Raw genomic sequence first — 26,480 nt, forward strand, 5'->3', positions numbered from 1 at the left:
TACCGCTGTGTGGGGCTGGCGGCAATGGCTCAGGCGAACTGCTCGAACACTTGCTCGCCGGTCAGCTCCTGTGTCTGGTTGGCGAAGCAATACCAGGTGGGCTTCTGCTCGACGAAGATCTGCAGGGCGAAATCCCAGGCTTCGTCGCCATCGAGCAAGCCTACAGGGATCGCATAATGGACTTTATCCTTGAGCCGGTAATAGAGGTGCGTGCCGCAGCGGTTGCAAAAACCACGCTGGGCCCAATCGGACGAGTCGTAGACCGAAGGAGGCAGCCCCTCGAAGACCGGCGCCTTGTTGCAGTCCACGACCAGCAGCGGGCCGCCGGTCCATTTACGGCACGTGCTGCAATGGCAAGCACTGATTTGAGTAGTGTCGACCGTGACGCGCAAACGGGTTTCACCGCAGAGGCAGCTGCCGCTTTTTACCAAGGTCATGATCAGGCTCCTTGCAGGTTGGGCCTGCAAGTATAGATCGGGCCCCAGACCACAGAGCCCGCAGCCCCGACCGTTGGGTCAGATGAACACGCTACCGCGCAGGTACAGCGCCGCACGCCCGCTGATGATCACCCGGCCATTGCCAGGGACGTCACAGTGCAACTGCCCTTTACGCGCCCCGCCCTGCTCGCAGCTCAGCGACGACTTGCCCAGGCGTTCAGCCCACACTGGCGCCAGCGAGGTGTGCGCGGAGCCGGTGACCGGGTCTTCATTGACGCCCACGTTGGGGCCGAACCAGCGGGTGACGAAATCGAAGCCGCGGCCGGCGGCAGTGACCGCGATGCCACGCACGTCGAATGCCGACAAGGCGACGAAATCGGGCTTCAGCGGGTCGAGCAACGCTGCGTCATCGACCACCACCACATAGTCGTCGGAGCGATAGACCGCCTTGGCCGCCACCAGGCCCAGCGCCTCCAGCAACCCTGCCGGCACGTCCACGGCTTGCGGCTGCTTCGCCGGAAAGTCCATGGCCAACAGGCCGTCTGCCCCCCGGCCGACTCGCAGTTCGCCACTGCGGGTATTGAAGCGCAGCACTTCGGCTTGCTCGCCCAGCTGTTCGAACAGTACGTAGGCCGAAGCCAGTGTGGCGTGGCCGCACAGGTCGACTTCGACGGCGGGGGTGAACCAGCGCAGGTCGAAGGTTTCACCGTTGCGCACGAAGTACGCCGTTTCCGACAGGTTGTTCTCTTCGGCGATGCGTTGCAGCACGTCATCCGGCAGCCAGCTTTGCAGCGGGATCACTGCCGCCGGGTTGCCGCCAAAGGGCTCGGCGGAGAAGGCATCGACCTGGAAGATTTCGAGTTGCATCAAACGCTCCTTGTGATCCGGGCAATGCCGGGTATTGAAAAGTTTACCCACGGACCGGAGTGAGCACCGGCTCGCCGGCAAAGAAGGCCTGCAGGTTGCGCAGCACCAGGTTCACGGTGTCACGGGCAGCCTCGGGCGACTGGCCGGCCACATGGGGGGTGAGGACTGTGTTGCCGAGGGCCTTGAGGGCGCCAGGCACTGCGGGTTCGTCATCGAACACATCGAGCGCGGCGCCAGCGAGCTGGCCTCGCTCAAGGGCCGATATCAGCGCCTGAGTGTCGACCACGCTGGCCCGGGCGATATTCACCAGGTAACCCTCCGCACCCAGCGCCTTGAGTACATGGGCGTCGACCAGATGGTGGGTCTGGGCGCCACCGGGGGTGGCGACCACCAGAATGTCGACGGCATCGGCCAGGTGCAGCGGGCTTTCGTACCAGGTGTAGGGGACGTCCTGGCGCGGGGTGCGGCTGTGATAGCTGATGTGCATGTCGAAGCCCAGGCTGGCGCGCCTGGCGATGGCCAGGCCAACCGCGCCGAGGCCCAGCAGGCCCAGGCGCTTGCCGCTGACCGAAGGGCTGATCACTCGGTTCCACTCGCCACTGCGGGTACTGGCATCGGCACGAGGGATGTCGCGCAGCAGCGCCAGCAGCAAGGCCAGGGTGTGATCGGCGACCGTTGCTGCGTTGGCGCCAGCGCCATTGGTGACGGTGATGCCGCGGGCGGCAGCGGCGGCCAGATCGACTTGCTCGTAGCCGGCACCGATCACGCAGATAATCTGCAGCTTGGGCAGGGCGGCGATTTCAGCGGCGGTCAGGCCCAGCGGGCCACGGGTCAGCACGGCGTCGATCTGATCGGCATGCCGCTGGATGGCGTCGGCGCGCATTTGCGGGGATGGGGCACGGATCAGGCGGTAGCCGGCCTGTTCGAGCAGTGGCAGGTAGTCGTCGACGGTTTCCACCAGTACCAGGACTGTCTTGCTCATGCCACCCCTCCTTTGAGTTTCAGAAGGGCATTATGCGGAGTGACTGGCCGGTACAGTCAATGGGGAAAATAGCGGGGAACTGTACTGTATGGGTGGGGCGGGATTTAGAACGTGTCAGGGCTTCCAGGTGTATGCCGTGAGAGTTGCAGCGCCTGTCAGATCGAGCGCCGCGCGGGCGGCGTTCGATCTCACAGGCGCCAGACCTCTAAAGGCCAACACCCGCAAGCCACAAAAAACTATTGCCCGTATGCGCGCCCCAGCCCGCCAGGCACACCACTGCTGTCAGTCTCCTGCCACGGCCCATCCGGGTTCAGCGACCAGCTCCAGCCGTTGTCATAGCGGTAGTAGGTCCGCTGCCGGTAGAAGACATTGGTCTTCTTCTCCAGCACATACACCCCAAGCTTCGGGTCCCAGTGGCTGGCCCCGCCCGGCGGCGGCGCGAAACTGGCGGAAGTGCGCGGCATCGGCTTGGGAATCGCCGCTGGCTTGCTCGGCTGCGTCGAGGGCTGCCCACCCGGCAACGGTTTCACCGCCGGCCCCTGGTGTGGGGGCACGGTCTCGATCGGCGGGGACGGCTGCTCGTACGGTTGATGCGCCGTACACGCGGACAAACCCAGTGCCAGGGTGATCAAGGTCAGGCGGACGGTGCTATGCATGGCGTTGCTCTCTTACTGGTCTGGGCTGTCGATGGTGAGGTGCTGGGTGGCCTGGGTGGTATTGGCCAGGGGCGCGCCCTGGCCGATCCACTCGCCGCGGGTCGGCTGGCCGGCGCGCGATACACGTGCAACCAGTTGGACTTCGGCGAACTGGGACAGTTTCATCTGCGGCAGCATAGCGTCAGCGTCGGACAATTCCACCTCCAGCGGCAACTGCGCCACGGTCACCCGCTTGGCCGCCAGTGGCATAGGCGGCCCGTTGCTGGCACGGGCGAAGATGAACACGGTGTCATCAGGCTTGACCTTGTCCTTGAGCGCCGCCGCCAGTTCCACCCGCACCTTCAGGCGGGCTGTCGAGATGGCCTGCGGTTTGCCGCCCAGGCGCTGCGACGCACGGTCGATGCCACCTTGCAGCGCCGCCCGCGAGGCGTCGCCTTCGGGCAACTGCGCCAGCAAGCGGTTCCAGTAGTCGATGGCTTCCTGGTAGCGCTCGCCCTCGAACGCGGCGATGCCCCGCAAGCCAAGGCTGGTGACCTCGTTCGGGTCGGCCTTGAGTGCCTCGTCCGTCAGGGCCTGCACCTGGGCGCTCCATTGTTTGTCCGCTGCGAAGTACAGTGCCTGGGCCCACTGGCCCAGCAGCTCAGGCTGGCGACCGGCCAGGGCCACGGCGCGCTCGTAGGCAGCAGCCGCATCGGCCGGACGTTGCTGGGCCATGTAGGCCCGGCCCAGGAAGTACAGGCCTTCGGCCGAGTCCGGCTGAGCCTGCACGGCACGCTCGAGGCGGGTGGTCATTTCGTCCATGGTCTTCGGCGCGGCGGCAAATTCCTGGGTCAGTTCGACCTTGTCCGCCGCCCCGAAGTGCAGGTACAGCCCCAGCGCCATTGCAGGCACCAACACTGCCGCCAGCAAAGGCAACGCCTTGCCCAGGTGGCCCTGGCGCGCAGGTTCGGCGCCTTCGGTATCGGCCAGCAACTCCCGAGCAGCCTCGTCACGCCCCCTGGCCAATTGCGCCTCGTCGAGAACACCGGCGGCTTGTTGGGCGCCCAGTTCAGCAACGCGCTCCTGGTACAGAGCGACATTGAGTGCCGTGCGGTCTTCTTCCTGCTGCTGGCGACGGCCACGCAGGATCGGGATCAACAGAAAGCCGAGGGCCGCGAGCAGCAACAGGCCCGCGCTAAGCCAGAATTCAGTCATGGGTCTGTTCTTTTTCCAGCAGTTTGGCGAGACGCTCGCGTTCTTCGACGGACAGTACCTGTGCAGCCTGGGTCGCCGGGCCACGACGACGGCGCACGATCAGCGCCAGCACCACGAAGCCACCGGCCAGCAGGATGCCCGGGCCGAACCAGAGCAACCAGGTGCGGCCACTGAGCGCCGGCTTGTAGCGCACGAAGTCGCCATAGCGATCGACCATGAAGTCGACGATCTGCTGGTTGCTCTTGCCTTCGCCGAGCATGCGAAAAATCTCACGCCGCAGATCGGCAGCGATCGGTGCGTTGGAGTCGGCGATGTCCTGGTTCTGGCACTTGGGGCAGCGCAGCTCCTTGGTCAGCTGCTGGTAACGCTCGCGCTCGGCGTCATCGCGGAACTGGTAGGTATCGATGGCCGCCTTGGCCACGCCGGCCAGGCTCATGCCCAGCACGGCGGCTGCCAGCCAGCGCCTCATGGCTTGGCCTCGTCGACCAGGCCCTGGTACAGCGGCGCCAGCTGCTGGCGCCACACGTCAGCATCGACAATGCCGACGTGCTTGTAGCGGATGATGCCCTTGGCGTCGATGAGGAAGGTTTCCGGTGCGCCATACACACCCAGGTCCAGCCCCAGGCTGCCCTGCTCGTCGCGAATATCCAGCTGGTATGGGTTGTGGTACTCGGCCAGCCACTTCTGCGCGGCAGCGTTGTCGTCCTTGTAGTTGATGCCGTGGATAACCACCCCCTGCTGGGCCAGCTGATTCAGGTAAGGGTGCTCGACCTTGCATGACGGGCACCAGGTGGCCCACACGTTGACCAGCGCCGGCCGGCCCTGCAGGTCGGCCTGGGTCAGGTTGCGGTCACCCTGGGTCGACGCCAGGGTGAACGCCGGGAACGGCTTGCCGATCATTGCCGACGGCAGCTCGTCGGGCTTGAGGAACAGCCCCTTGTAGAGGAAAACTGCCATCAGCAGAAAAACCGCCAGTGGCACGACCATGATCCAACGCTTCATGCAGCAGCTCCAGACACGCCCAGGGCTTCACGCACCCGGGTCTTGACCTTGACGCGATAGCGCCGGTCGAAGGCCGCCAGCAACCCGCCCAGGCCGGTCAGCAGACCGCCCAGCCAGATCCAGCGAACATAAGGCTTGATATGCACACGTACTGCCCAGGCGCCGTTCTCCAGCGGTTCGCCCAGGGCAACGTACAGGTCACGGGTGAAGCCCGCATCGATGCCGGCTTCGGTCATCATCGACTGCTGCACCGTGTACAGGCGCTTTTCCGGGTGCAGGGTAGTCACTTCGCGGCCGTCGCGGGTGACCACGATGGTGCCCTTGTCGGAGATGAAGTTCGGACCCTCGAAGTGTTTGGCACCTTCGAACAGGAAGTGATAACCGCCCAGCTCGACGCTCTCGCCCGGCGCCATGCGCAGGTCGCGCTCGGCGCTGTTGTTGCTCGACAGCACCACGCCCAGGGCACACACCGCCAGGCCCAGGTGCGCCAGTTGCATGCCCCAGTAGCTGCGGGTCAGACCACGCACGCCGCGGGCCAGGCCTTTGTGGCGGGTCTTGTCGACGATGTCGCGCAGGCCACCCAGCACCACCCAGGCTGCCAGGGCGAAGGCTGTCAGCACCGGCCAGTCGAGGTCGTCGACGATGAAGCCTGCAACCGGCGCCAGCACGGCGCTGCCGATCAGTACCGGGGTCATCATGCTCACCAGCCATTTGACCGGGGTGTCTTTCCAGCGCACCACCACGCCCAGGCTCAGCACCAGCATCAGCAGCGCCATCAACGGCAGGAACAGGGCATCGAAGTAAGGCGGGCCGACCGACAGCTTGGCCCCGGTCAGGGCGTCAAGCACCAGCGGGTACAGGGTACCCAGCAAGATCATCGACGCCGCCACCACCAGTACCAGGTTGTTGGCCAGCAGCAGTGTTTCACGCGACCACAGGGCAAAGCCGACCTGGCTCTTGACCACCGGGGCGCGCAGGGCGAACAAGGTCAGCGAGCCGCCGACCACGAACAACAGGAAGATCAGGATGAACACGCCGCGCGCCGGGTCGGAGGCGAACGCGTGCACCGAAGTCAGTACGCCAGAGCGGACCAGGAAGGTGCCCAGCAGGCTCAGCGAGAACGCGGCAATCGCCAGCAGCACGGTCCAGCTCTTGAATACCCCGCGTTTTTCGGTCACCGCCAGCGAGTGGATCAGCGCGGTGCCCACCAGCCAGGGCATGAACGAGGCGTTTTCCACCGGGTCCCAGAACCACCAGCCGCCCCAGCCCAGTTCGTAGTAGGCCCACCACGAGCCGAGGGTGATGCCAACGCCAAGGAAGGCCCAGGCGACGATGGTCCAGGGCCGCGACCAGCGCGCCCAGGCTGCGTCCAGGCGCCCGCCGAGCAGCGCGGCGATGGCGAAGGCGAACGCCACCGAGAAGCCCACATAGCCCATGTACAGCATCGGTGGGTGGACGATCAGGCCGAAGTCCTGCAGCAACGGGTTGAGGTCACGGCCATTGGTCGGCACCTGCGGCAGCAAGCGCTGGAACGGGTTGGAAGTGATGATCAGGAAGCTCAGGAAGCCCACGCTTATCATGCCCATTACCGCCAGCACACGTGCCAGCATCACCTGCGGCAGCTGGCGGGAGAAGATCGACACGGCGAACGTCCAGCCACCCAGGATCAACGCCCACAACAGCAGTGAACCTTCATGGGCGCCCCACACCGCACTGAACTTGTAGTACCACGGCAAGGCGCTGTTGGAGTTGCTGGCCACGTACTCCACCGAGAAGTTGTCGGTCATGAAGGCGTGGGTCAGGCAGGCGAAGGCGAAGACCAGGAAGGTGAACTGGCCCCAGGCCGCCGGACGCGCCAGGCCCATCCACAGGCTGTCACCGCGCCAGGCACCCAGCAGCGGCACCGTTGCCTGCACGGCAGCGAAGCAGATCGCCAGGATCATCGCCAGCTGGCCGAGTTCGGGTATCACCAGTGCCGCGTTCATGGCTTGGCCTCCGCACCGCTGGCCGCCTGGCCGCTTTCCTTGAGGGCCTTGGTGACCTCCGGGGGCATGTATTTTTCGTCGTGCTTGGCCAGCACCTCGTCGGCGACTACCACGCCGTCGCCGCTGAGCTTGCCGAGGGCAACGATGCCCTGCCCTTCACGGAACAGGTCCGGCAGGATCCCGCGATAGGTAATTGGCACGGACTTGTTGAAGTCGGTGACCACGAAGCGCACATCGAGCGAATCGGAGGAACGCTGCACCGAGCCCTTCTCGACCATACCGCCGGCACGGATGCGCGTGTCCAGCGGCGCTTCGCCATTGGCGATCTGGGTCGGGGTGTAGAACAGGTTGATGTTCTGCTGCAGGGCGCTCAAGGCAAAGCCGACGGCAACTGCAACCCCGACCAGCAGGCCGAGGATCAGGAACAGGCGTTTCTTGCGCTGCGGATTCACTGGTGGTTCTCCCGGCGCAAACGGCGCGCCTCATCTTGCAGGTAGCGACGGCGGGCCAACAACGGTGCGGCGACATTCAGTGCCAGCACCGCCAGGCAGATGCCATAGGCCGACCAGACATACAGGGCATGGTGACCCATGGCGAGAAAATCGCCGAAGGTTGCGAAACTCATTGCGCGGCCCTCCGCCCCAGGCTGTTCAACACTTCATCCTTGACCCAACTGGCGCGGGCTTCGCGCTTGAGCACTTCCAGGCGCATGCGCAACAGCAGCACGGCACCGAAGAAGCAGTAGAAACCCAGCGCCGTGCACAACAGCGGCAGCCACATTTCGGCCGGCATCGCCGGTTTTTCGGTGAGGGTGAAGGTGGCCCCCTGGTGCAGGGTGTTCCACCATTCTACTGAATACTTGATGATCGGGATGTTGATCACGCCGACGATGGCCAGCACCGCGCAGGCCTTGGCGGCGCTGTCGCGGTTGCTGATGGCCTGCCCCAGGGCGATGATGCCGAAGTACAGGAACAGCAGGATCAGCATCGACGTCAGCCGTGCGTCCCAGACCCACCAGCTGCCCCAGGTCGGCTTGCCCCAGATGGCCCCGGTGACCAGCGCCACGGCGGTCATCCAGGCACCGATGGGCGCTGCGCATTGCAGGGCGACATCGGCCAGTTTCATCTTCCACACCAGTCCCACCACGCCGGCGACCGCCAGCAGCACATAGCAGGATTGCGCCAGCATCGCCGCCGGTACATGAATATAGATGATGCGGAAGCTGTTGCCCTGCTGGTAGTCCTCGGGGGCGAACGCCAGGCCCCAGACCACGCCGGTGACCAGCAAAAGGGCGGCGGAGATGGCCAGCCATGGCAGCATGCGGCCGCTGATGGCATAGAACCATTTCGGCGAACCCAGTTTGTGGAACCACGTCCAGCTCATTTTCATCAGGTAAATCCGGTATTGGCCGGGCTTGAGAGCCCGGGACTCGTTATTCGCCGACGCTGATCTTCAGGCCGGCCGCTATCGCAAAGGGTGCCAGGGTGACCGCCAGGGCAGTCAGGCTGGCGAGCCAGAGCAGGTGGCCGGTGGCCGGCATATTCTGCAACGCCGCCTGCAACGCACCACTGCCCAGGATCAATACAGGGATATACAACGGCAGAATCAGCAGCGCCAGCAACAAACCTCCGCGTTTGAGGCCGACCGTCAGTGCAGCGCCGACCGCGCCCAGCAGGCTCAAGACCGGCGTACCCAGCAGGAGGGAGCCGAGCAGCACCGGCAGGCAGTGGCTGGGCAACCCGAGCATCAGCGCCAGCAAGGGTGCCAACAATACCAGTGCCAGCCCGGAAAAGATCCAGTGCGCCAGCACCTTGGCCAGTACCAGCAAGGCCAGCGGATGCGGCGAGAGCACCCACTGCTCCAGTGAGCCGTCCTCGAAATCGCTGCGAAACAGGCCGTCGAGCGACAGCAGCACGGCCAGCAAGGCCGCGACCCAGACCAGCCCCGGCGACAAGGTTTGCAACAATTGGCTTTCCGGCCCCACCGCCAGCGGGAACAAGGCCACGACGATGGCGAAGAACACCAGCGGGTTGGCCAGCTCCGCCGGACGGCGGAACAGCAGGCGCGCTTCGCGGCGAAGCAAAAGAATGAATACGCTCATGCCGCCCATTGCCCCAGATTGAGTTCACGGTATCCGGACGGCTTGCGTGCGAGGGTGTGGTGCGTCGTCAGCACCACGGTGCCGCCTTGTTCGCAGTGGTCAGCCAGGTGCGCTTCGAGCTGGGCGACACCCTGCTTGTCGAGGGCAGTGAAAGGTTCGTCGAGAATCCACAGCGGCGGGCTGTCCAGGTGCAACCGGGCCAGCGCAACGCGGCGCTGCTGGCCGGCGGACAAGGTATGGCAGGGAACATCTTCGAAACCGCGCAGGCCGACCGCCGCCAATGCCGCCCAGATCGCCTCCTGGGGCGCAGGCTGATGCAGGGCGCAGAGCCAGGTGAGGTTTTCCTCGGCGGTGAGCAAGTCCTTGATGCCGGCGGCATGGCCAATCCACAGCAGGATGCTGGCCAGGGCATGGCGTTGCTCGCCCAGCGGCTGGCCATCCAGCAGGATCTGCCCGGCAGTCGGTTGCATCAGCCCGGCCAACAAGCGCAGCAGGCTGGTCTTGCCACTGCCGTTGGGGCCGCTGATCTGCAGCATGTCGCCGGGGCGCAGTCCGAAATCGAGGTGCTCGAACAGCAGGCGCCAGTCGCGCTCGCAGGCCAGGCCCACGGCTTGAAGGTGAAGGGTCACGGATTCGCCTTATCTCAATGCTTCTCAAGTCGCCCACCTCGCGGCCGTTATACTGGCAGTGGCAGGCGGCAGGCATTATTACATGTGCTGCCACGCTGCCAAGAGGGTGGGCCCCACAGGTTGTATACAATCATGACTGAAATCAATAGTCTCGGCGCACAAACCGCCGTGAATCCGCAAGCGATCAAGGCCCAGCTGACCGGTGAACTGCTCAACCTGACCCAGGCGCAGCCAGGCCTGCTCAAGCCTGGGGAGACCGCTCAGGCCGAAGTGCTGAGCATGCGCCAGAGTGGCAGCACCTTCCAGCTGGTGCTGCAGGTGATCCAGGCCAATGGCAGCCAGACCCAGGTCCAGGCCAATGCCAGCCAGCCGCTGGTACAAGGCAGCCAGATCACCGTCAGCCAGCCCGAAAGCAATCGCCTGGCGGTGATGGTACAGCAGGCCGGCGCCAGCCATGTCGCCACCCTCACCCAGATCGATACCAGCAAGGTTCCACTGGGCACCTTGCTGCAGGGCAAGGTCCTGACCAGCCAGGCACTGCCGCTGCCCCCTGGGCAAGCTGCCAGCTTCCGCTCGTTGGTCAGCCTGCTCAACAGCGCCCAGGCTGGCGCCACACTGACCATCGACAGCCCTCGCCCCCTGCCGATCGGCAGCTTGCTCAGTGCCCTGGTGCAAGGTGACCAGTCGCTGCGCTTCGTGCCCCTCAGCGGCCGCCAGGACCAATTGAACATTGCCCAGCAACTGCTCACCCAGCAAGGTCGCCAGGCGTCCCTGCCCGGCCTGCTCGGTGCGCTGCAGCAGATTGCCAACAACCCAGGCAGTGACGGGGAACTACGCAGCAGCGCCAACAGCCTGCTGGCCAGCCTGCCGGATGCCCGCCAGCTCAGCGACGGCAAGGCGCTCGCCCAGGCCCTGAACAATAGCGGTGCCTTCCTCGAAGCCAAGCTGCTCGGCGGCCACAGCGGTGGCGTGGCCACTGACCTCAAGGCACAACTGGTGCAGCTGGTGGCGCAGGCCTCGGTGAACACGCCTGCCAACCCGGTGACGGCCTCAAGCACCCTGGCCCAGGCCCTGCCGGCCATGGCCCGCAGTGCCCTGGGCATGCTCGACCGGGTCGGCCCAAGGACAGCGCCAGGCGCATTCCCGCTGCCATCCCGGCTGCTGCAGGCCATGGAAAACGAAGGCGACCTGCAACAGCTGTTGCGCCTGGCCGCCGCTGCCATTTCGCGCCTGCAGAGCCACGCCCTGAGCAGCCTGCAGCAATCCGGCACGCTGGATAACGGCAACCTGCAGACCACCTGGCAGACCGAAGTGCCCATCCGTCACGGCCAGGAGTTCATCCCCCTGCAAGTGAAGCTGCAGCGCGAAGAAACCCGCGAGCAGCAGGCCGAGCGCCAGCAGCGCGAGCAGCCAGACCCGCTGCAGGCACTGTGGCGGATCGACCTGGCGTTCGACCTGGCGCCACTGGGCCCTTTGCAGGTCCAGGCGCAGCTGAGCCAAGGACGTCTGTCGGGCCAGCTGTGGGCCGAGCGCGAGCAGACCGCGCAGTTGATCGACAGCCAGCTCGGCACATTGCGCGAACGCCTGCTTGCCCGAGGCCTGGAGGTCGGCGACCTGGAATGCCACACAGGCATTCCCCCACAGGGCCCGCGCACGCGGGTGGAACAGCGCTGGGTGGATGAAACCGCATGATCGACAAGCAACCGCGCCAGGCCATCGCCCTGAGCTACGACGGCCAGCAAGCCCCCACACTGACCGCCAAGGGCGACGACGAGCTCGCCGAAGCCATCCTGGCCCTGGCCCGCGAACACGAGGTGCCGATCTACGAAAACGCAGAACTGGTCCGCCTGCTGGCGCGTCTGGAGCTAGGCGACCAGATCCCCGAGGCGCTGTACCTGACCATCGCCGAGATCATCGCCTTCGCCTGGCAACTGCGTGGCAAAGTACCACCCGGCTTCGACGACCCACCCGCGCAGCCACGCGATATCACGCCACAACCGCTGGCCCTGCCGGTTCCGGGCAGCTCTATGTAGCACCCGGCGCTGTCTTCGAGCGCCAACCTGTAGCCCTCTTCACTACAAGGGCTGCCTGAACATGACTCCTATTCCCCTCGAAAACCTGGAGCTGGTTCGCCAGGTCCTGCAGGACTTTCCACGCCCTGACCTGCTGGCCCGTCAGAAACTGGTGAGCTGGTTGCAACAGTTGCGCCTCGAAGACGATCCTCAGCAGATCGACGTCGTCACTTTCCATCATCAACCTGGGCCGGATGGCAAGGAAGTCGCGGTCATCACCCAGAAGATGAATATGGTCGAAACGTTGTTGAGCAACTGGCAAGGTGAAAGCGCCGCAGGTTATGGCGGCTTCCACTACGGTAACTGGGCGGGCCTCGTCCCAACGAGGCCGTTCACTTTGGTGGACCGTCTGGAGCCGGTGAGCGTGTATTCCAACGCCTCACCTTACCTGGTGTTCAATGGCCTCTACCGTCGTACCGACCCGCCCCGCTACGCACCGGACACTCGGGTAGCGTTGCCCGCCGAACACTTGCACATCTATATCTGGAGCCTGCATTTTCACAACAGCTTCAAGGTTGCACTCGATACCTACTGGTCCAGACACCAGGCGCTCTACCAGCAGGCACTGCGCGTCGCCTTGCTCACTGCCTGCAATTCGCAACTGCTGCAAGGCAAACTGTCGGAAGCTGCGCGTCAGATGGCCGGGAGGGCAGCAGGCGTGCTGCCGTCAGGTGATATTCGGCTGTCGATGCTGAACGTCTACGGCTACAGTTCCACCAACATCCTGCAGATCAGCCAAGCAAGCCAAGGGCGCGTGCTGCTGTATGTTCCTGGCAATGCCGCTCCGCTGCACGAGTTCGAGGATGCCGCGCACATGAAGCGCTGGTTTGCCGAACAATGCCAGTGCGAGGAAAAACGGGTGCGCTTGCTGACCCATTTCGCACGCGCCGACTGGCCAGACGGCCTCGGTGTCAGCGGCCTGCGCACCGCACTTGAAGGCCTGGGCCTCTACCCACGTGCGCACCGTTTTGGCAGCACCCACCCAGGCTTTGCCACCAGCGGCTTCTGGGACCCTCAAACGTTCATCGATTACCAACCCGAGAAATACAGCCCCACCTTGTCGGGAAACCTGTTCGAGTACCTGACCCTGCGACAAAAACAACGGTCCTACGCCGATGCCGACAGCCAGATCACCAGCAATCACGACATAGAAAAAGCGCGCTGGAACACCTACCTCAGCCTGACCACCACGATACTCGCCCCTCTGGCGATCGTGTTTCCCGAACTGTCACCGGTGCTGGCCATTGGTGGCCTGTTGCAATTCAACCTCGGCCTGGAGCAAGCGATCAACGGCAAAAGCCTGGAAGCCAAGGATGAGGGCGTGACCCAGCAAGTCTACGGGCTGCTGAATGCCGTTGCATTGCCCGGTACGGCGCTTGCCGAAACGGGTGGTCTGTACCGCTACGCAAGGCGAGGATTCTTCACCCCTGCGCGCCTGCCAGAAGTGCTCGGGGTACCCCTTGGCGCTGCACCAATACCCCAGGAACTGGAGCTGGCAGAACAGGCCTTCCACGAGAGTTCGGTCATTTCACCCCACACCACGGGCGCAGTGGTGACCCGCGTGGATGCCGCCCAGCAACATCGCTTCATGGCACGGCTGCAAACAGGCCAAAGCGTGGTCATCGAACCGGTCGAGTATGAATTCACCACCGACAGCTTCATCCGCCGCAGCGATGCTGACCAGGCCAACCCACCCCGCTGGAAAGTGACAGGCCGTGGCGACACACCCCTCACCCGCTCGAACTTGACGCCAGCAGCGACCGCCCAGCAACGCATGGCAACCCTGCAAACCCTGGGCATCGACGTGAAGCTGCCCATCGACTACAGCGCGTTCGCCGGGTTGCAAAGCAGCCCCATCCCGAAGCTTGTCAGCAGCATCTGGTTAGGTGATCAGCTTGTCTACGGTGAATTTCTCGAGGCTCTCGCACACAACGCCCAAGCCTTGAGTGACAGCGGTTACCGCTTTCAGATATTCCTTTCCCGGCAAGACCAGGCCAGCTATGCGCTAAACCTTTCCACGCTAAGCACCAGGGCACCCGGAGCACAAATCTTGCCGCTGGAGGATCAGGACTTCTTCGCAGACTTCCAGCGCACGCCCTATTTCGTGCAGTACCAGGCCGCGCTGACGGGTGGTGCCCCCAACCCCGCCTCTGCTTGCGACATCCTGCGTTATCGCCTGCTCCATCATCAAGGCGGCCTGTACCTGGACGCAGATGACCGGTTGCTGCTCGCCAGCAGGGCCGACACCCCCGCGCCCATCGCCAGAATGACGCTGCAAACCACGGCAAAAGGCCTGCTCCTGGCCCCACCCGTGTCCAACGAGCAGATGGGCATGTTCATCCAGTTCAACAGCAGCATGATCGGCAGCCATCCGGGCAACCCCACGCTGACTGCCTTCTCGGAGGAGATCCTGCGCCGGTTCAGCGTGGTTCCGGACTTTTACGCCCGCCGTCCCGACCCCGTGCTGCAACCTGCGCTGTTCCGCCGCTACGGAAAACGGCTCAGCCTGCTAAGCGGCCCGGCCATGTTCAACGCGATCATCGACGAGCACCTGCCTTCGCTCAAGCAGCTGCGGGAGATCTGTAATTTGTTGGCAAGTCCCATCCACGACCTGCATGCCGCGCTCGATCTGAGCCAGTTCAGCCAGGTGGTGCATGAACAGTTACCGCTGGACAGGATTGCGCGTATGGGCAGCGCCCACAGCTGGGCCAGGACCGCGCCGCGACCCGATTAGCACGCCCGCCCCTACATAATTGGCACCTGCGCCCCACCCGCCGCTGGCACTTTGAAGACCCCATCACCAGCAAGGAGCTTCCATGCGCATTCCTCACCTCGACCGCCAGGGTGTTCGCCACGTCGTCGATCACCTCAGCCACTTCCCCCGCCCCGACCGCGCCGCCGCAGATGCCGTTCGCCAATGGACGGCGAAGCATGGCATCGACATCGATCCCGACGGGGTCGATGTGGTCACACTGCATTACCAGCCTGGCACCGACCATCCAGTCGATGCCGTGATCATGCAGCGTCTGAGCCTGACACAGGCACTGCTCGACAATTGGCAAGGGGATTCCGACAGCGACCTGATCGGCGCCCTGTTCCGTGAACCCTGGGCCGGGCATTGGCCAGGAACAGTCCATCTGGTCGAGCGGTTGCGGCTTCATGGCCCACTGAGCAACGGCTCGGACTACCAGGTCTTCAATGGCCTGTTTCGCCGCAGCACGCCCCAGGTCTATGACCACACCACCCTGATCGACCTGCCGGCCGAAGCGTTCCAGTCGTTCATCTGGAACATGGATTTGCACAGCCACTACACAGCCATGCTCGATCACTACTGGGCCGGCCAGCTCCACAGCTACGGCAGCTGCGCCCGGCTCAATTTCGTCGCTGCCTGCAACCTTCAGGCCGAGCAGCGTAGCCTCTCCCCCGAGGGCACGGCGCTGGCCTGGGAGGTCGCAGGCCTGAGCCCTGCGAGCCCGGCCTTGCAGGTGCGAGCGCTGAATGTGTACGGCTACGTGGCGACCGACATCGTTTACTTCAAGCACCGTGATCAGCCCAGGACCGTGCTGTTCATACCAGGCAATGCCTCGCCTCTGCACGAATTCGCCGAGCATGGCCAGATGCAGGACTGGGTCGCCGCGCAATGCAAGGACCTGGGCAAACGCACCGCCCTGATGGCTCACTTCGCCGCCGCCGATGTTCCAGACGGGCTGGACTACAGCGGGCTGGCGACCGCGCTCGATGGCTTGGCGGTATACCCGAAACGCAACCACCTGAATGCGAACCGGCCGGGTTTTACCGCCGAAGGCCATTGGCCGCCGCGGGAATATGTCAATTACAAGGAAAATACCTACAGCCCGCTGATCGCTGGCGATGTGTTCAAGTCCCTCGCACTACGCCTGAAACGACGCAGCTACAGCGATGCGGACCAGCAGATCATTACCAACGCCCAAGTGAACAAGGTCCGCTGGCAAAACTATATCAGCTCAGCCATCAACTACCTGGCACCGTTGGCGCTGGTGGTGCCGGAACTGGCGCCTCTGTTCGCCATTGGCGGAGCGGCCCAGTTCGGCATCGGGCTGGATCAGGCCATCGAAGGCAAGAGCCTTGCAGAAAAGGCAGGTGGCGTGGACGGTGTGGTCTTCGGCCTACTCAATGCAGCGCCATTGGCAGGCGAATGGGCAGCCAAGGCACCTCGGCTGTGGCGCTTCAGGCATGACGGTTTCGTGGTGCCACAGCGGATCAACGGCCAGCTTGGCTATGCCTTGAGCCCATTCGATCCACCCCGACTGCCTGCCGATGATATCGCTCATTTCTTCCATGATCCGGACGTCGTCCCAGCGCTTCCTGATGCCGACCCAAGGGTGATGGCAGCTGTCCAACGGGTTCCTACTTTCACACCCGAGCCAGACGCCCTGCAGGGACAACTGGGCGGTTACTGCTTCAACCTGATCTACGACGTCGAAGCCGATGCATTCCTGGCCGCCAGCGATGCGAACGAGGTCGACCCAACGTATTACCGGCCACCAGAACCTGGGCAGGGCCGCAGCATGGTACCGGTGAACATCGACAACCGGCCAGTCACCCACGAGATGCGCATGCGTACCCTCCGCGCCCTGGGCGTGGACTTGCACCTGCCAGTGGAAATACCGCCAGTGCCTCTGGAAAATGCCAGGCCGATCCCGAAAAAGATTCTCAGCCTGTGGATCGGCGACAAAATCCTGAGCCCCGCTCTGGTCGACAACATTGCCCTCAATGCCACGCGGCTGGCTGACACGGAATACACCTATACCCTGTACCTGTCCGATGCACACCCGCAAGCCTATGCGCAAAACCTGCGGCTGCTGCATGAAAAAGCGCCAGGTTTGCGCATCTTGCCGCTGGAGCAGCAAGCGGTGTTCGAAGCCTTCCGCCAATCCCCCTACCACGCGCAGTATCAGGCAGCACTCACCGGCAACGGCATGGGCCCCGCGCATTACGCCTCGGCAGCCGACGTGTTGCGTTACCGCCTGCTGCAAGCCGAAGGCGGCCTGTACATGGATCTGGACGATACCTTGCTGGCTGCGGGCGAGTACCCCGAGATACGCGACGGCAGAGGTTTCGGCCCTCGCAGTGAAGGGCTCAACAATGTCGCTCTGCAGACAACCGACGACGGCTTGCTGCTGTTTCCCCCGGTTGGCAACGAGAAGATGGCGAACGGCAATATGTTCAACAACAGCCTGATCGGTAGCCATGCCGGTAACCCGACACTGGATGCAATTTCGCAGGAAATGCTGGCACGCTACCGTGAAACACCCCACTTTTATGACCAATTGCCCCGCGAGCAGGACGATAGCCAGGCGTTCGAGGCCTATGCCCAGCGGTTATCGCAGATTTCCGGGCCTGGGCTGCTGACCGATATGGTGTTGCGGCGCCTGCCGCATTTGCGCCTGCTACACCAGATCAGCAATGTGGGGCGTATGAGCCAGCGCGGCTTTGTAGCGTTTCTCGACCTTGAGCGCTTTGGTGCAGCCATGTACCACCTGTTGCCACTGGAGCGCTTGGCGAAGATCGGCGCCTACCAGTCCTGGGTACGATGACCGCCGCCCGGCCCTGTTTAGCCGATTGGCAATGTCAGGGCCGGGCACCGCAGCGCAAACTCAATCGCCGCGGTGCAGCTTGCTCATCAGCTCCGCCTCGGCCTGGGTCAGCCCGCAGGTTTCGGTAAGTTCCGCCACGCTCGCGCCCATGCCCACCAGTTTGGCGGCCTGGGTGAAGGTCACGCTGTTGGGGTCACGCTGCTCCAGTTGCTGGAGCTTTTCCGGCAGCGGCGCCACGGTTGCGCGCAGTTCATGAATAGCCTCGCCCATGCGCACCGTACCGTTCTGGTAGTCATCCAGGCGCTTGGCCAAGTCCTTGATGCGCTGATCGCGCAGGGCATCGCCCAACGCCTGCTGCGCCGCCAGTTCGCGCTGGCGCTTGCTGTAGTTGAGGAAGAACCACAGGCTCAGGGCCCACAGCAACGCCAGGAAGATTACCGCGACCTCGAAGATCAACTCAGATGTTCTCCAGCTCTGACCACTCTTCCTCGGTCATCATCTTGTCCAGCTCGACCAGGATCAGCAGTTCACCGTTCTTGTTGCACACACCCTGGATGAACTTTGCCGATTCTTCATTACCCACGTTCGGCGCCGTTTCGATTTCCGACTGGCGCAGGTACACCACCTCGGCGACGCTGTCGACCAGGATACCGACCACTTGCTTGTCAGCCTCGATGATGACGATACGGGTATTGTCGGTCACGTCCGACGGCATCAGGCCGAAACGCTGGCGGGTATCGATCACCGTCACCACGTTGCCGCGCAGGTTGATGATGCCCAACACGTAGCTTGGCGCGCCCGGCACCGGAGCGATTTCGGTGTAGCGCAGCACTTCCTGCACCTGCATGACGTTGATGCCGTAGGACTCGTTGTCCAGACGGAAGGTTACCCATTGCAGGATCGGATCCTCAGAACCCTGTGCAGACGACTTTTTCATTCCCCTAGCCCTCAAGTACCGCCAATGGCGGAGTGTTCGCAGTTATTTGTGTTTGGCATGCAACTGCTTGACCGCGCCACTGGCGATCAGCTCGGCCAGTTCGGCAACGTCCAGCAATGCACACATGTGTTCGATCACCGTGCCGGCCAGCCAGGGCCGTTGGCCACGCTGGCTGCGCCACTTGATCTCGGATGGGTCCAGGCGCAGCGAACGGCTGACCTGATGCACCGCCAGGCCCCATTCGTAGCCCTGCACGGAAATCACGTAATTCAGGCCCTGGCGGAAGTCATCGCGGTAGCGATCGGGCATGACCCAGCGCGCGGTGTCCAGCACCTTGAGGTTGCCGGCCTGGCAGGTCAGGATGCCCAGGAACCAGTCCGGCTGGCCGAACAGCGGTGTCAGCTCCTGGCCTTCCAGGCTGTAGATCGAGCCCAGGCATACCAGCGGCACCGCCAGGGTCAGCCCGGCAACATCGAACAGCAGGCATTCGAACGGCTCGGCCGCCCAGGCCGGGCGGCCATCGACGCTGGCCGGGGGCACCGGTGCGTCAGCCATGCCTGCTGCGGGCAGGTGCACTTCCACCAAGGGTGCAACCGGCTCCGGCTCCTCGGTCAGCACCGGGATGCTGGCCTCAGCCACCACTTCGCTCTCGACAACCGCCACCACCGGCTGCTCGACCGGCAGCACAGCTGGCAGCACTTTCAACTGCGGCTCGGCAAAAGGCCTCGCTACAGGGGGGGGCTGGCGCGCATCTCGGGCCTGCTCTTCACGCACCGCAGCGGCGAATTCGTCGCTGCCCGGGGGCGCTTCGCCCGGTGTCGGCAAGTCGAGGATATCTTCGGCCTCGGTGGCCTCCTGCAACAGCCCATCGAGGTAGGACTGCAGAGCCAGTTGCGGCTTGGTGCCGACAGGGCGGTTCATGAAACCACCTGCGCGGCCGGCTTGTAAGTCAGCATATGTTTGAGCAGTGCCCGGTAGGCGATCACTCCACGGCTCTTGCCATCGAACTGCGACGGCGTGACGCCATTGCGGCTGGCATCGCGCAGGCGCGTGTCGACCGGGATATAGCCCTGCCACACCTGGTGCTCATAGGTATCGCGCAACACCTTGAGGGTGCCCAGCGAAGCCTGGGTACGGCGGTCGAACAACGTCGGCACGATCTGGTAGGGCAAGGCCTGCTTGCGCGAGCGGTTGATCATTGCCAAGGTGCCGATCATGCGCTCCAGGCCTTTCACCGCGAGAAATTCGGTCTGCACCGGGATCACCAGCTGCTGGCTGGCAGCCAGGGCGTTGACCATCAGCACACCCAGCAAGGGCGGGCTGTCGATCAATGCGAAATCGAAATCCTGCCACAACTGCGCCAGACTCTTGGCGATCACCAGGCCCAGGCCACTCTGCCCGGGCGACTGACGCTCCAGCACGGCCAATGCGGTGCTCGACGGCAGCAACGAGATACGTTCATCACTGGTGGGCAGCAACAACTGCCCCGGCAGGCCCTCGGGGACGCTGCCCTTGTGCAGAAAAAGGTCGTAACAACTGTGCTCCAGGGCGTCCGGATTGTGCCCGAAATAGCTGGTCATCGAGCCATGCGGGTCGAGGTCGACGACGACCACGCGCTTGCCCGCCTCGGCCAGCAGGCCGGCCAGGGCGATGGTGGTCGTGGTCTTGCCCACGCCCCCTTTTTGATTGGCTACTGCCCAGACTCTCATAGGACAACTCTTGTCTCATTGGTGTCGCCGGCTCCCACAGGGCATGCGGTGACGGAGAATTGACGGCTCACTTGGCCGTCGTCGCTGCTGGGGCTGGCGGTGCACTTTGTGTGCCAGCACGGCGTAGCGCCGCATCCGGGGTGGCATTGGCAGCGCCGGAACCGGTCAGGCTGCGGCGTACCTCGAGGTTGCGGGAAATCACCAGCACCACCCGCCGATTGCGCGCGCGCCCTTCGGCCGTGTCGTTGCTGACGACCGGCTGGTATTCGCCATAACCCACCGAGGCCATGCGCGCCGGATTCACCCCTTCCATGGCCAGCAAGCGCACGATGCTCGCCGCGCGCGCCGCCGACAGTTCCCAGTTGGTCGGGTACTGCGCCGTGCGGATCGGCAGGTTGTCGGTGAAGCCCTCGACGTGCACCGGGTTGGCGAACGGTTTGAGGATGTTGCCGACCTTTTCGATGATGTCGAACGCCTTGTCACTGGGCATGGCATCGCCACTGCCGAACAGCAGGGACGAATTGAGCTCGATCTCCACCCACAGTTCGTTGCCGCGCACGGTCATCTGGTCGGACTTGATCAGGTCGCCGAAGGCATCGCGCACATCGTCGCTGATGGTCTTCAGCGGGTCGACGTTGGTCTGCGCCAGGCCCGCATCGGTCTGCTCGCTGTCCTTGATCAAGGGTTCTGCCGGCTTCACGCTGAGCGGTTGCTCATCGCCGATCGGGATCGGCCTCATGCTCCGCTCAGGGTCGTTGAACACCCCCAGCAGCGCTTGCGAGATGACCTTGTACTTGCCCTCGTTGATCGAGGATATCGAATACATGACCACGAAGAAGGCGAACAGCAGGGTGATGAAGTCGGCGTACGACACCAGCCAGCGTTCGTGATTCTCGTGTTCCTCGGTATGACGGCGACGGCGCATGGCTTACTCCATGAAGCCTTGCAGCTTCAGCTCGATCGAGCGCGGGTTCTCACCCTCGGCAATCGACAACAGGCCTTCGAGCAGCATCTCGCGGTAGCGCGACTGGCGCATGACGATGGCCTTGAGCTTGCTGGCGATCGGCAGCAGGATCAGGTTGGCACTGGCCACGCCGTAAATGGTGGCGACGAAGGCCACGGCAATGCCGTTGCCCAGTTGCGAGGGGTCGGCCAGGTTGCCCATGACGTGGATCAGGCCCATGACTGCGCCGATGATACCGATGGTCGGGGCGTAGCCGCCCATGCTTTCGAACACTTTGGCGGCCTGGATATCGCGGCTTTCCTGGGTCAGGAAGTCGACTTCGAGGATGCTGCGGATCGATTCCGGCTCCGCCCCATCGACCAGCAATTGCAAGCCCTTGCGTGCGTACGGGTCAGGTTCGGCATCGGCCACGCCCTCCAGGCCCAGCAGGCCTTCCTTGCGCGCCACCAGGCTCCAGTTGACCACCCGGTCGATACCGCCGGCCAGGTCGACCCGTGGCGGGAAGAAGATCCAGCGCAGGATCTGCAGCGCGCGCTTGAAGGCCGACAACGGCGACTGCAGCAAGGCCGCCGCCAGGGTGCCGCCGAGCACGATCAGGCCGGCCGGGCCATTGATCAAGGCACCGACGTGGCCGCCCTCGAGGAAATTGCCGCCAACGATGGCGACGAATGCGAGGATCAGGCCAATCAGGCTAAGTACATCCATCAGACACAAGCCTCGACCAGGTGTTTGCCGATTTCATCCAGGCTGTACACCGCGTCGGCCAGGTTGGCTTTGACGATGGCCATGGGCATGCCGTAGATCACACAGCTGGCCTCATCCTGGGCCCACACGGTACTGCCGCCCTGCTTGAGCAGGCGCGCGCCTTCACGGCCATCGGCGCCCATGCCGGTGAGCACCACCGACAGCACCTTGTCTCCGTAGGACTTGGCCGCCGAGCCGAACGTGATATCGACGCACGGCTTGTAGTTCAGGCGCTCGTCGCCAGGCAGGATCTTCACCGTGCCACGGCCGTCGATCATCATCTGCTTGCCGCCAGGGGCCAGCAGCGCCAGGCCCGGGCGCAGCAGGTCGCCGTCCTCGGCCTCCTTGACGCTGATCTTGCACAGCTTGTCGAGGCGCTCGGCAAAGGCTTTGGTGAAGGCCGCCGGCATGTGCTGGATCAGCACGATCGGCGCCGGGAAGTTCGCCGGCAACTGGGTCAGCACCCGCTGCAGGGCCACCGGGCCGCCCGTGGAGGTACCGATGGCCACCAGTTTGTATGGCTTGCGCTTGGGTGCCGGGGCATGCGCTGCACCCGGCGCCGGTGCCGCCGCACGGGCGGGTGCGGCACTGCGCAGCGGCGCTGGGCTGGCCAGGCTGCTGGTGGGTGCCTGGCTGCTGACCGGTGCCGGTGCCGCGACGGGTGCGTGGCTGGCGTAACTGCCAAAACGGCGGTTGCTGCGCGAGAGGGTATGCACCTTTTCGCACAGCAGCTGCTTGACCTTCTCCGGGTTGCGCGAGATGTCTTCAAAGTTCTTCGGCAGGTAATCCACCGCACCGGCATCCAGCGCATCGAGGGTGACGCGAGCGCCTTCGTGGGTCAGCGAAGAGAACATCAGCACGGGCGTCGGGCAGCGTTGCATGATGTGCCGCACGGCGGTGATGCCATCCATCATGGGCATTTCGTAGTCCATGGTGATGACATCGGGCTTGAGCGCCAGTGCCTGGTCGATCGCTTCCCTGCCATTGGTCGCGGTGCCAACCACCTGGATCGTCGGGTCCGCCGAGAGGATTTCCGAAACGCGGCGGCGGAAGAAACCGGAATCATCCACCACCAGGACCTTGACTGCCATAAACACTCCATATAGGCGGCGCAACCCGCCAGGGTGCGCCGCCGAAAATCAGATACGCCGTGCCGCGTAACGCTTGAGCATGCTCGGCACGTCGAGAATCAGCGCGATGCGGCCGTCACCGGTGATGGTGGCACCCGACATGCCCGGCGTGCCCTGCAGCATCTTGCCCAGCGGCTTGATCACCACCTCTTCCTGGCCCACCAGCTGGTCGACCACGAAGCCGATACGCTGGGTACCGACCGACAGGATCACCACATGACCCTCGCGCTGCTCTTCGTGCACCTGGCCCTGAACCAGCCAGCGCTTGAGGTAGAACAGCGGCAGCGCCTTGTCGCGCACGATCACCACTTCCTGGCCATCGACCACGTTGGTGCGCGACAGGTCGAGGTGGAAGATCTCGTTGACGTTGACCAGCGGGAAGGCGAACGCCTGGTTGCCCAGCATCACCATCAGGGTCGGCATGATCGCCAGGGTCAACGGCACCTTGATGACGATCTTCGAACCCTGGCCCTTGGCCGAGAAGATGTTGATCGAGCCGTTGAGCTGGGAGATCTTGGTTTTCACCACGTCCATGCCGACACCGCGGCCGGACACATCGGAAATCTCGGTCTTGGTCGAGAAGCCCGGGGCGAAGATCAGGTTGTAGCAGTCCGATTCGCTCAGGCGATCGGCAGCGTCCTTGTCCATCAGGCCCTTTTCCACGGCCTTGGCGCGCAGGATGCTCGGGTCCATGCCCTTGCCGTCGTCGGAGATCGACAGCAGGATGTGGTCACCTTCCTGTTCAGCCGAGAGCACCACGCGGCCGGTGCGGGCCTTGCCGGCCGCTTCACGCTCGTCCGGCATCTCGACACCGTGGTCGACGGCGTTGCGCACCAGGTGCACCAGCGGGTCGGCCAGGGCCTCGACGAGGTTCTTGTCGAGGTCGGTCTCTTCACCGACCAGCTCCAGGTTGATCTCTTTCTTCAGCTGGCGAGCCAGGTCGCGGACCAGGCGCGGGAAGCGGCCGAAGACCTTCTTGATCGGCTGCATGCGGGTCTTCATCACCGCGGTCTGCAAGTCGGCGGTGACCACGTCGAGGTTGGACACGGCCTTGGACATGGCCTCGTCGCCACTGTTCAGGCCCAGTCGCACCAGGCGGTTACGCACCAGCACCAGCTCGCCGACCATGTTCATGATCTCGTCCAGGCGCGCGGTGTCGACACGCACGGTGGTTTCCGCTTCGCTGGCTGGCTTTTCCGCGGCCGGGGCCGGGGTGCGGGCTGGCGCGGCAGGCTTGGCAGCGGCAGGCGCAGCGGCCGCAGGCCGGGCGACCGGTTTGCTTTCAACCGGGGCCGCCACGGCGACAGGCGCCTGGGCCACGGCGGTTTCGCCGGCAAACTTGCCCTTGCCGTGCAGCTGGTCGAGCAACGCTTCGAACTCGTGCTCGGTGATCTCGTCACTGCTGGCAGGCACGACGGCGCTTTGCACCGCAGCCGCTGCAACTGGCAAGGCATCGGCCTGGAATGTGCCCTTGCCATGCAACTGGTCGAGCAACGACTCGAATTCTTCGTCGGTGATCTCATCGCTCACGGGCGCACTGGCGGTGACCACCGGTTCGGCGACGGCCACCTCGGGCGAGAACTGGCCCTTGCCATGCAGCTGGTCGAGCAGCGATTCGAATTCGGCGTCGGTGATGTCGTCACCCGAACCGCTCAGGGTCTCGCCCTGCATCTGCTGTTCGGCGGCAGCCGCTTCGGCTTTGACCGCATCGAGCGAATCGAGCAGTTGCTCGAACTCGGTGTCGGTGATGTCCGCTTCGCTGGCCACAGGCTCAGGCGCAGCTTCGACGAGCGATACAGCGGTGTCGGCGCTGGCAGGTTCCGCCAGGCGCGACAACGCCGCCAGCAGCTCCGGAGTGGCCGGAGTCACTTCACTGCGCTCACGCACCTGGCCGAACATGCTGTTGACCGTATCCAGTGCTTCGAGCACCACGTCCATCAGTTCCGCGTCGACCCGGCGCTCACCTTTGCGCAGGATGTCGAACACGTTCTCGGCGATATGGCAGCACTCCACCAGCTCGTTCAGCTGAAGGAAGCCGGCGCCCCCTTTTACAGTGTGGAAACCGCGAAAGATCGCATTGAGCAGGTCGGCATCGTCGGGCCGGCTTTCCAGCTCGACCAGTTGCTCGGACAGTTGCTCAAGAATTTCGCCGGCTTCTACCAGGAAATCCTGAAGGATTTCTTCATCGGCGCCGAAGCTCATTAAACGTGCTCCTTAAAAACCCAGGCTGGACAGCAGATCGTCGACGTCGTCCTGACCGGACACAACGTCTTCACGCTTATCGGCATGAATCTGCGGACCTTCACCCCGAGTCGGATGTTTTTCTTGATCTTTTTCAGCGCGCAGCTGCTGGTGGTCATGTTCGATACCGGCAAAGCGGTCGACCTGACTGGCCATCAGCACGAGCTTGAGCAGGTTGCTTTCCACTTCGGTCACCAGCGCAGTCACGCGCTTGATCACCTGGCCGGTCAGGTCCTGATAGTCCTGGGCCAGCAGAATGTCGTTGAGGTGGCCGGCGACCTTGCGGTTGCCCTCGGCGCTGTGCGTCAGGAAACTGTCGACGCGCCTGACCAGCTCGCGGAACTCCGGCGCGGCGACTTCGCGGCGCATGAAGCGCTGCCAATCGACGCTCAAGCCTTGCGCCTCGGCTGCCAGGTCGTTGAGCACCGGGGTGCTCTCCTCCACCAGGTCCATGGTGCGGTTGGCGGCACCTTCGGTGAGCTTGACCACGTAGGACAGGCGTTCGGTGGCGTCGGTGATCTGCGAGACTTCCTCGGCCTGCGGCATGCGCGGGTCGATCTGGAAGCTGACGATCGCGCTGTGCAGCTCACGGGTGAGCTTGCCGACTTCCTGATACAGGCCACGGTCGCGGGTCTGGTTCAGCTGATGGATCAGCTGCACGGCATCGCCGAAGCGCCCCTTCTCAAGGCTCTCGACCAGTTCCTGCGCGTGCTTCTTGAGGGTCGATTCGAACTCCCCCAAGGACGTGTTTGATGACTCCATGGCGCCCCCTGACGTGACTCAGCCGTTGACGCGTTCGAAGATCTTCTCGATCTTTTCTTTGAGCACCTGGGCGGTGAACGGCTTGACCACGTAACCATTGACGCCGGCCTGGGCCGCTTCGATGATCTGGTCGCGCTTGGCTTCGGCAGTCACCATCAGCACCGGCATGGTTTTCAGGCGATCGTGGGCACGGACCTTGCGCAGCAGGTCGATACCGGACATGCCTGGCATGTTCCAGTCGGTCACCAGGAAGTCGTAATGGCCGCTTTCGAGCATCGGCAGCGCGGTGGTGCCGTCGTCGGCCTCATCGGTGTTGGTGAAGCCCAGGTCACGCAACAGGTTCTTGATGATCCGCCGCATCGTCGAAAAGTCGTCAACGATGAGGATTTTCATGTCTTTGTTCAAGTAGACCTCCAAGCAGTCTCAAACGCGCCCGGCCCCCGGGCGCGCGTTAATTCAATTCGGTACAACATGGAAAACGAACGTGGAAAA

The 26,480-nt window shown here is 63.8% G+C and carries 27 protein-coding genes; 4 read left to right on the plus strand and 23 right to left on the minus strand.

Annotation, left to right across the window (positions count from 1 at the left end; all coding sequences use genetic code 11):
- Window positions 1-29 precede the first annotated feature (29 nt).
- The 13 genes from ACIPW4_RS16310 to ccmA all read right to left on the minus strand — a co-directional run bounded on the left by ACIPW4_RS16310 (window position 30) and on the right by ccmA (window position 9,853).
- The gene (locus ACIPW4_RS16310) at window positions 30-437 is read right to left on the minus strand and encodes a GFA family protein (protein ID WP_400659458.1); all 408 of its coding nucleotides are present in this window, start codon (window positions 435-437) and stop codon (window positions 30-32) included.
- Between the two features lie 78 nt (window positions 438-515).
- Window positions 516-1,304: a PhzF family phenazine biosynthesis protein gene (locus tag ACIPW4_RS16315; protein ID WP_400659460.1), complete on the minus strand. Its 789-nt coding sequence runs from the start codon at window positions 1,302-1,304 to the stop codon at window positions 516-518.
- Window positions 1,305-1,347: 43 nt separating this feature from the next.
- Window positions 1,348-2,286 (minus strand): NAD(P)-dependent oxidoreductase, encoded by a 939-nt coding sequence (locus ACIPW4_RS16320; RefSeq protein WP_400659463.1) that lies wholly within the window; start codon window positions 2,284-2,286, stop codon window positions 1,348-1,350.
- 236 nt (window positions 2,287-2,522) lie between these two features.
- The gene (locus ACIPW4_RS16325; protein ID WP_400659465.1) at window positions 2,523-2,942 is read right to left on the minus strand and encodes a hypothetical protein; all 420 of its coding nucleotides are present in this window, start codon (window positions 2,940-2,942) and stop codon (window positions 2,523-2,525) included.
- 12 nt (window positions 2,943-2,954) lie between these two features.
- Window positions 2,955-4,136 carry a c-type cytochrome biogenesis protein CcmI gene (gene ccmI / locus ACIPW4_RS16330; protein ID WP_400659468.1) on the minus strand — a complete coding sequence of 394 codons (1,182 nt, stop codon included), beginning with the start codon at window positions 4,134-4,136 and terminating at the stop codon, window positions 2,955-2,957.
- Entirely contained in the window at window positions 4,129-4,605 is a 477-nt protein-coding gene (locus ACIPW4_RS16335) for a cytochrome c-type biogenesis protein (RefSeq protein WP_400659470.1), read from the minus strand. The genes ccmI and ACIPW4_RS16335 overlap by 8 nt, the downstream gene beginning before the upstream one ends.
- On the minus strand, window positions 4,602-5,138 hold the full coding sequence (locus ACIPW4_RS16340; protein WP_400659473.1) for a DsbE family thiol:disulfide interchange protein: 537 nt from the start codon (window positions 5,136-5,138) through the stop codon (window positions 4,602-4,604). Before ACIPW4_RS16340 ends, ACIPW4_RS16335 begins: the two co-directional genes overlap by 4 nt.
- A complete protein-coding gene (locus tag ACIPW4_RS16345) occupies window positions 5,135-7,108 on the minus strand; it encodes a heme lyase CcmF/NrfE family subunit (RefSeq protein WP_400659678.1) in 1,974 nt (657 codons plus the stop codon). The genes ACIPW4_RS16340 and ACIPW4_RS16345 overlap by 4 nt, the downstream gene beginning before the upstream one ends.
- Window positions 7,109-7,119: 11 nt before the next feature.
- Window positions 7,120-7,575, minus strand: coding sequence for a cytochrome c maturation protein CcmE (gene ccmE / locus ACIPW4_RS16350; protein WP_400659476.1), 456 nt, complete (start codon window positions 7,573-7,575; stop codon window positions 7,120-7,122).
- Window positions 7,572-7,748: a heme exporter protein CcmD gene (ccmD, locus tag ACIPW4_RS16355; protein WP_400659478.1), complete on the minus strand. Its 177-nt coding sequence runs from the start codon at window positions 7,746-7,748 to the stop codon at window positions 7,572-7,574. The genes ccmE and ccmD overlap by 4 nt, the downstream gene beginning before the upstream one ends.
- Complete coding sequence (locus tag ACIPW4_RS16360) at window positions 7,745-8,512, minus strand: heme ABC transporter permease (protein ID WP_400659481.1); 768 nt, start codon at window positions 8,510-8,512, stop codon at window positions 7,745-7,747. Before ACIPW4_RS16360 ends, ccmD begins: the two co-directional genes overlap by 4 nt.
- Window positions 8,513-8,555: 43 nt before the next feature.
- Entirely contained in the window at window positions 8,556-9,233 is a 678-nt protein-coding gene (gene ccmB / locus ACIPW4_RS16365; RefSeq protein WP_013973563.1) for a heme exporter protein CcmB, read from the minus strand.
- A complete protein-coding gene (gene ccmA / locus ACIPW4_RS16370; RefSeq protein WP_400659484.1) occupies window positions 9,221-9,853 on the minus strand; it encodes a cytochrome c biogenesis heme-transporting ATPase CcmA in 633 nt (210 codons plus the stop codon). The genes ccmB and ccmA overlap by 13 nt, the downstream gene beginning before the upstream one ends.
- A gap of 132 nt (window positions 9,854-9,985) precedes the next feature.
- On the opposite strand from ccmA, the gene ACIPW4_RS16375 reads away from it, so the two are divergent.
- From ACIPW4_RS16375 to ACIPW4_RS16390, 4 genes are all read left to right on the plus strand, one after another.
- Window positions 9,986-11,545: a flagellar hook-length control protein FliK gene (locus tag ACIPW4_RS16375; RefSeq protein WP_400659487.1), complete on the plus strand. Its 1,560-nt coding sequence runs from the start codon at window positions 9,986-9,988 to the stop codon at window positions 11,543-11,545.
- A complete protein-coding gene (locus ACIPW4_RS16380; protein ID WP_400659489.1) occupies window positions 11,542-11,886 on the plus strand; it encodes an EscU/YscU/HrcU family type III secretion system export apparatus switch protein in 345 nt (114 codons plus the stop codon). Before ACIPW4_RS16375 ends, ACIPW4_RS16380 begins: the two co-directional genes overlap by 4 nt.
- Before the next feature lie 61 nt (window positions 11,887-11,947).
- Window positions 11,948-14,659, plus strand: coding sequence for a dermonecrotic toxin domain-containing protein (locus ACIPW4_RS16385; protein WP_400659492.1), 2,712 nt, complete (start codon window positions 11,948-11,950; stop codon window positions 14,657-14,659).
- 82 nt (window positions 14,660-14,741) lie between these two features.
- Complete coding sequence (locus ACIPW4_RS16390; protein ID WP_400659494.1) at window positions 14,742-17,501, plus strand: dermonecrotic toxin domain-containing protein; 2,760 nt, start codon at window positions 14,742-14,744, stop codon at window positions 17,499-17,501.
- Window positions 17,502-17,561: 60 nt separating this feature from the next.
- Here the strand turns inward: ACIPW4_RS16390 and ACIPW4_RS16395 are convergent, their stop codons facing one another.
- The 10 genes from ACIPW4_RS16395 to ACIPW4_RS16440 form a co-directional block, all read right to left on the minus strand.
- The gene (locus tag ACIPW4_RS16395) at window positions 17,562-17,957 is read right to left on the minus strand and encodes a DUF2802 domain-containing protein (RefSeq protein WP_400659497.1); all 396 of its coding nucleotides are present in this window, start codon (window positions 17,955-17,957) and stop codon (window positions 17,562-17,564) included.
- Between the two features lies 1 nt (window position 17,958).
- The gene (locus tag ACIPW4_RS16400; protein WP_016393802.1) at window positions 17,959-18,438 is read right to left on the minus strand and encodes a chemotaxis protein CheW; all 480 of its coding nucleotides are present in this window, start codon (window positions 18,436-18,438) and stop codon (window positions 17,959-17,961) included.
- 42 nt (window positions 18,439-18,480) lie between these two features.
- A complete protein-coding gene (locus tag ACIPW4_RS16405; RefSeq protein WP_400659500.1) occupies window positions 18,481-19,359 on the minus strand; it encodes a CheW domain-containing protein in 879 nt (292 codons plus the stop codon).
- Window positions 19,356-20,147 carry a ParA family protein gene (locus ACIPW4_RS16410; RefSeq protein WP_400659503.1) on the minus strand — a complete coding sequence of 264 codons (792 nt, stop codon included), beginning with the start codon at window positions 20,145-20,147 and terminating at the stop codon, window positions 19,356-19,358. The genes ACIPW4_RS16405 and ACIPW4_RS16410 overlap by 4 nt, the downstream gene beginning before the upstream one ends.
- Window positions 20,148-20,214: 67 nt before the next feature.
- Complete coding sequence (motD, locus tag ACIPW4_RS16415; protein WP_400659506.1) at window positions 20,215-21,072, minus strand: flagellar motor protein MotD; 858 nt, start codon at window positions 21,070-21,072, stop codon at window positions 20,215-20,217.
- A gap of 3 nt (window positions 21,073-21,075) precedes the next feature.
- Entirely contained in the window at window positions 21,076-21,816 is a 741-nt protein-coding gene (locus tag ACIPW4_RS16420; RefSeq protein ID WP_400659508.1) for a flagellar motor protein, read from the minus strand.
- On the minus strand, window positions 21,816-22,946 hold the full coding sequence (locus ACIPW4_RS16425) for a chemotaxis response regulator protein-glutamate methylesterase (RefSeq protein ID WP_400659510.1): 1,131 nt from the start codon (window positions 22,944-22,946) through the stop codon (window positions 21,816-21,818). Before ACIPW4_RS16425 ends, ACIPW4_RS16420 begins: the two co-directional genes overlap by 1 nt.
- Before the next feature lie 48 nt (window positions 22,947-22,994).
- On the minus strand, window positions 22,995-25,187 hold the full coding sequence (locus ACIPW4_RS16430; protein WP_400659512.1) for a chemotaxis protein CheA: 2,193 nt from the start codon (window positions 25,185-25,187) through the stop codon (window positions 22,995-22,997).
- Between the two features lie 12 nt (window positions 25,188-25,199).
- Window positions 25,200-25,988, minus strand: coding sequence for a protein phosphatase CheZ (locus ACIPW4_RS16435; RefSeq protein WP_400659515.1), 789 nt, complete (start codon window positions 25,986-25,988; stop codon window positions 25,200-25,202).
- Between the two features lie 18 nt (window positions 25,989-26,006).
- A complete protein-coding gene (locus ACIPW4_RS16440; RefSeq protein WP_103446503.1) occupies window positions 26,007-26,381 on the minus strand; it encodes a chemotaxis response regulator CheY in 375 nt (124 codons plus the stop codon).
- Window positions 26,382-26,480: the final 99 nt, after the last annotated feature.

The sequence above is a fragment of the Pseudomonas sp. NPDC089996 genome, assembly GCF_044748405.1.
In the GTDB taxonomy this organism is placed as follows: domain Bacteria; phylum Pseudomonadota; class Gammaproteobacteria; order Pseudomonadales; family Pseudomonadaceae; genus Aquipseudomonas.

What these genes read in the sequence shown, in the direction of transcription:
- ACIPW4_RS16360 (WP_400659481.1), bottom strand. Translation starts at nt 8,512, where the DNA reads ATGAAAATGAGCTGGACGTGGTTCCACAAACTGGGTTCGCCGAAATGG.
- ACIPW4_RS16340 (WP_400659473.1), bottom strand. Translation starts at nt 5,138, where the DNA reads ATGAAGCGTTGGATCATGGTCGTGCCACTGGCGGTTTTTCTGCTGATG.
- ACIPW4_RS16380 (WP_400659489.1), top strand. Translation starts at nt 11,542, where the DNA reads ATGATCGACAAGCAACCGCGCCAGGCCATCGCCCTGAGCTACGACGGC.
- ccmD (WP_400659478.1), bottom strand. Translation starts at nt 7,748, where the DNA reads ATGAGTTTCGCAACCTTCGGCGATTTTCTCGCCATGGGTCACCATGCC.
- ACIPW4_RS16425 (WP_400659510.1), bottom strand. Translation starts at nt 22,946, where the DNA reads ATGGCAGTCAAGGTCCTGGTGGTGGATGATTCCGGTTTCTTCCGCCGC.
- ACIPW4_RS16435 (WP_400659515.1), bottom strand. Translation starts at nt 25,988, where the DNA reads ATGGAGTCATCAAACACGTCCTTGGGGGAGTTCGAATCGACCCTCAAG.
- ACIPW4_RS16325 (WP_400659465.1), bottom strand. Translation starts at nt 2,942, where the DNA reads ATGCATAGCACCGTCCGCCTGACCTTGATCACCCTGGCACTGGGTTTG.
- ACIPW4_RS16390 (WP_400659494.1), top strand. Translation starts at nt 14,742, where the DNA reads ATGCGCATTCCTCACCTCGACCGCCAGGGTGTTCGCCACGTCGTCGAT.
- ACIPW4_RS16385 (WP_400659492.1), top strand. Translation starts at nt 11,948, where the DNA reads ATGACTCCTATTCCCCTCGAAAACCTGGAGCTGGTTCGCCAGGTCCTG.
- ACIPW4_RS16420 (WP_400659508.1), bottom strand. Translation starts at nt 21,816, where the DNA reads ATGGATGTACTTAGCCTGATTGGCCTGATCCTCGCATTCGTCGCCATC.
- ACIPW4_RS16400 (WP_016393802.1), bottom strand. Translation starts at nt 18,438, where the DNA reads ATGAAAAAGTCGTCTGCACAGGGTTCTGAGGATCCGATCCTGCAATGG.
- ACIPW4_RS16315 (WP_400659460.1), bottom strand. Translation starts at nt 1,304, where the DNA reads ATGCAACTCGAAATCTTCCAGGTCGATGCCTTCTCCGCCGAGCCCTTT.
- ccmI (WP_400659468.1), bottom strand. Translation starts at nt 4,136, where the DNA reads ATGACTGAATTCTGGCTTAGCGCGGGCCTGTTGCTGCTCGCGGCCCTC.
- ccmB (WP_013973563.1), bottom strand. Translation starts at nt 9,233, where the DNA reads ATGGGCGGCATGAGCGTATTCATTCTTTTGCTTCGCCGCGAAGCGCGC.
- ACIPW4_RS16405 (WP_400659500.1), bottom strand. Translation starts at nt 19,359, where the DNA reads ATGAACCGCCCTGTCGGCACCAAGCCGCAACTGGCTCTGCAGTCCTAC.
- ACIPW4_RS16440 (WP_103446503.1), bottom strand. Translation starts at nt 26,381, where the DNA reads ATGAAAATCCTCATCGTTGACGACTTTTCGACGATGCGGCGGATCATC.
- ACIPW4_RS16310 (WP_400659458.1), bottom strand. Translation starts at nt 437, where the DNA reads ATGACCTTGGTAAAAAGCGGCAGCTGCCTCTGCGGTGAAACCCGTTTG.
- ACIPW4_RS16320 (WP_400659463.1), bottom strand. Translation starts at nt 2,286, where the DNA reads ATGAGCAAGACAGTCCTGGTACTGGTGGAAACCGTCGACGACTACCTG.
- ACIPW4_RS16410 (WP_400659503.1), bottom strand. Translation starts at nt 20,147, where the DNA reads ATGAGAGTCTGGGCAGTAGCCAATCAAAAAGGGGGCGTGGGCAAGACC.
- ACIPW4_RS16430 (WP_400659512.1), bottom strand. Translation starts at nt 25,187, where the DNA reads ATGAGCTTCGGCGCCGATGAAGAAATCCTTCAGGATTTCCTGGTAGAA.
- ACIPW4_RS16335 (WP_400659470.1), bottom strand. Translation starts at nt 4,605, where the DNA reads ATGAGGCGCTGGCTGGCAGCCGCCGTGCTGGGCATGAGCCTGGCCGGC.
- ACIPW4_RS16375 (WP_400659487.1), top strand. Translation starts at nt 9,986, where the DNA reads ATGACTGAAATCAATAGTCTCGGCGCACAAACCGCCGTGAATCCGCAA.
- motD (WP_400659506.1), bottom strand. Translation starts at nt 21,072, where the DNA reads ATGCGCCGTCGCCGTCATACCGAGGAACACGAGAATCACGAACGCTGG.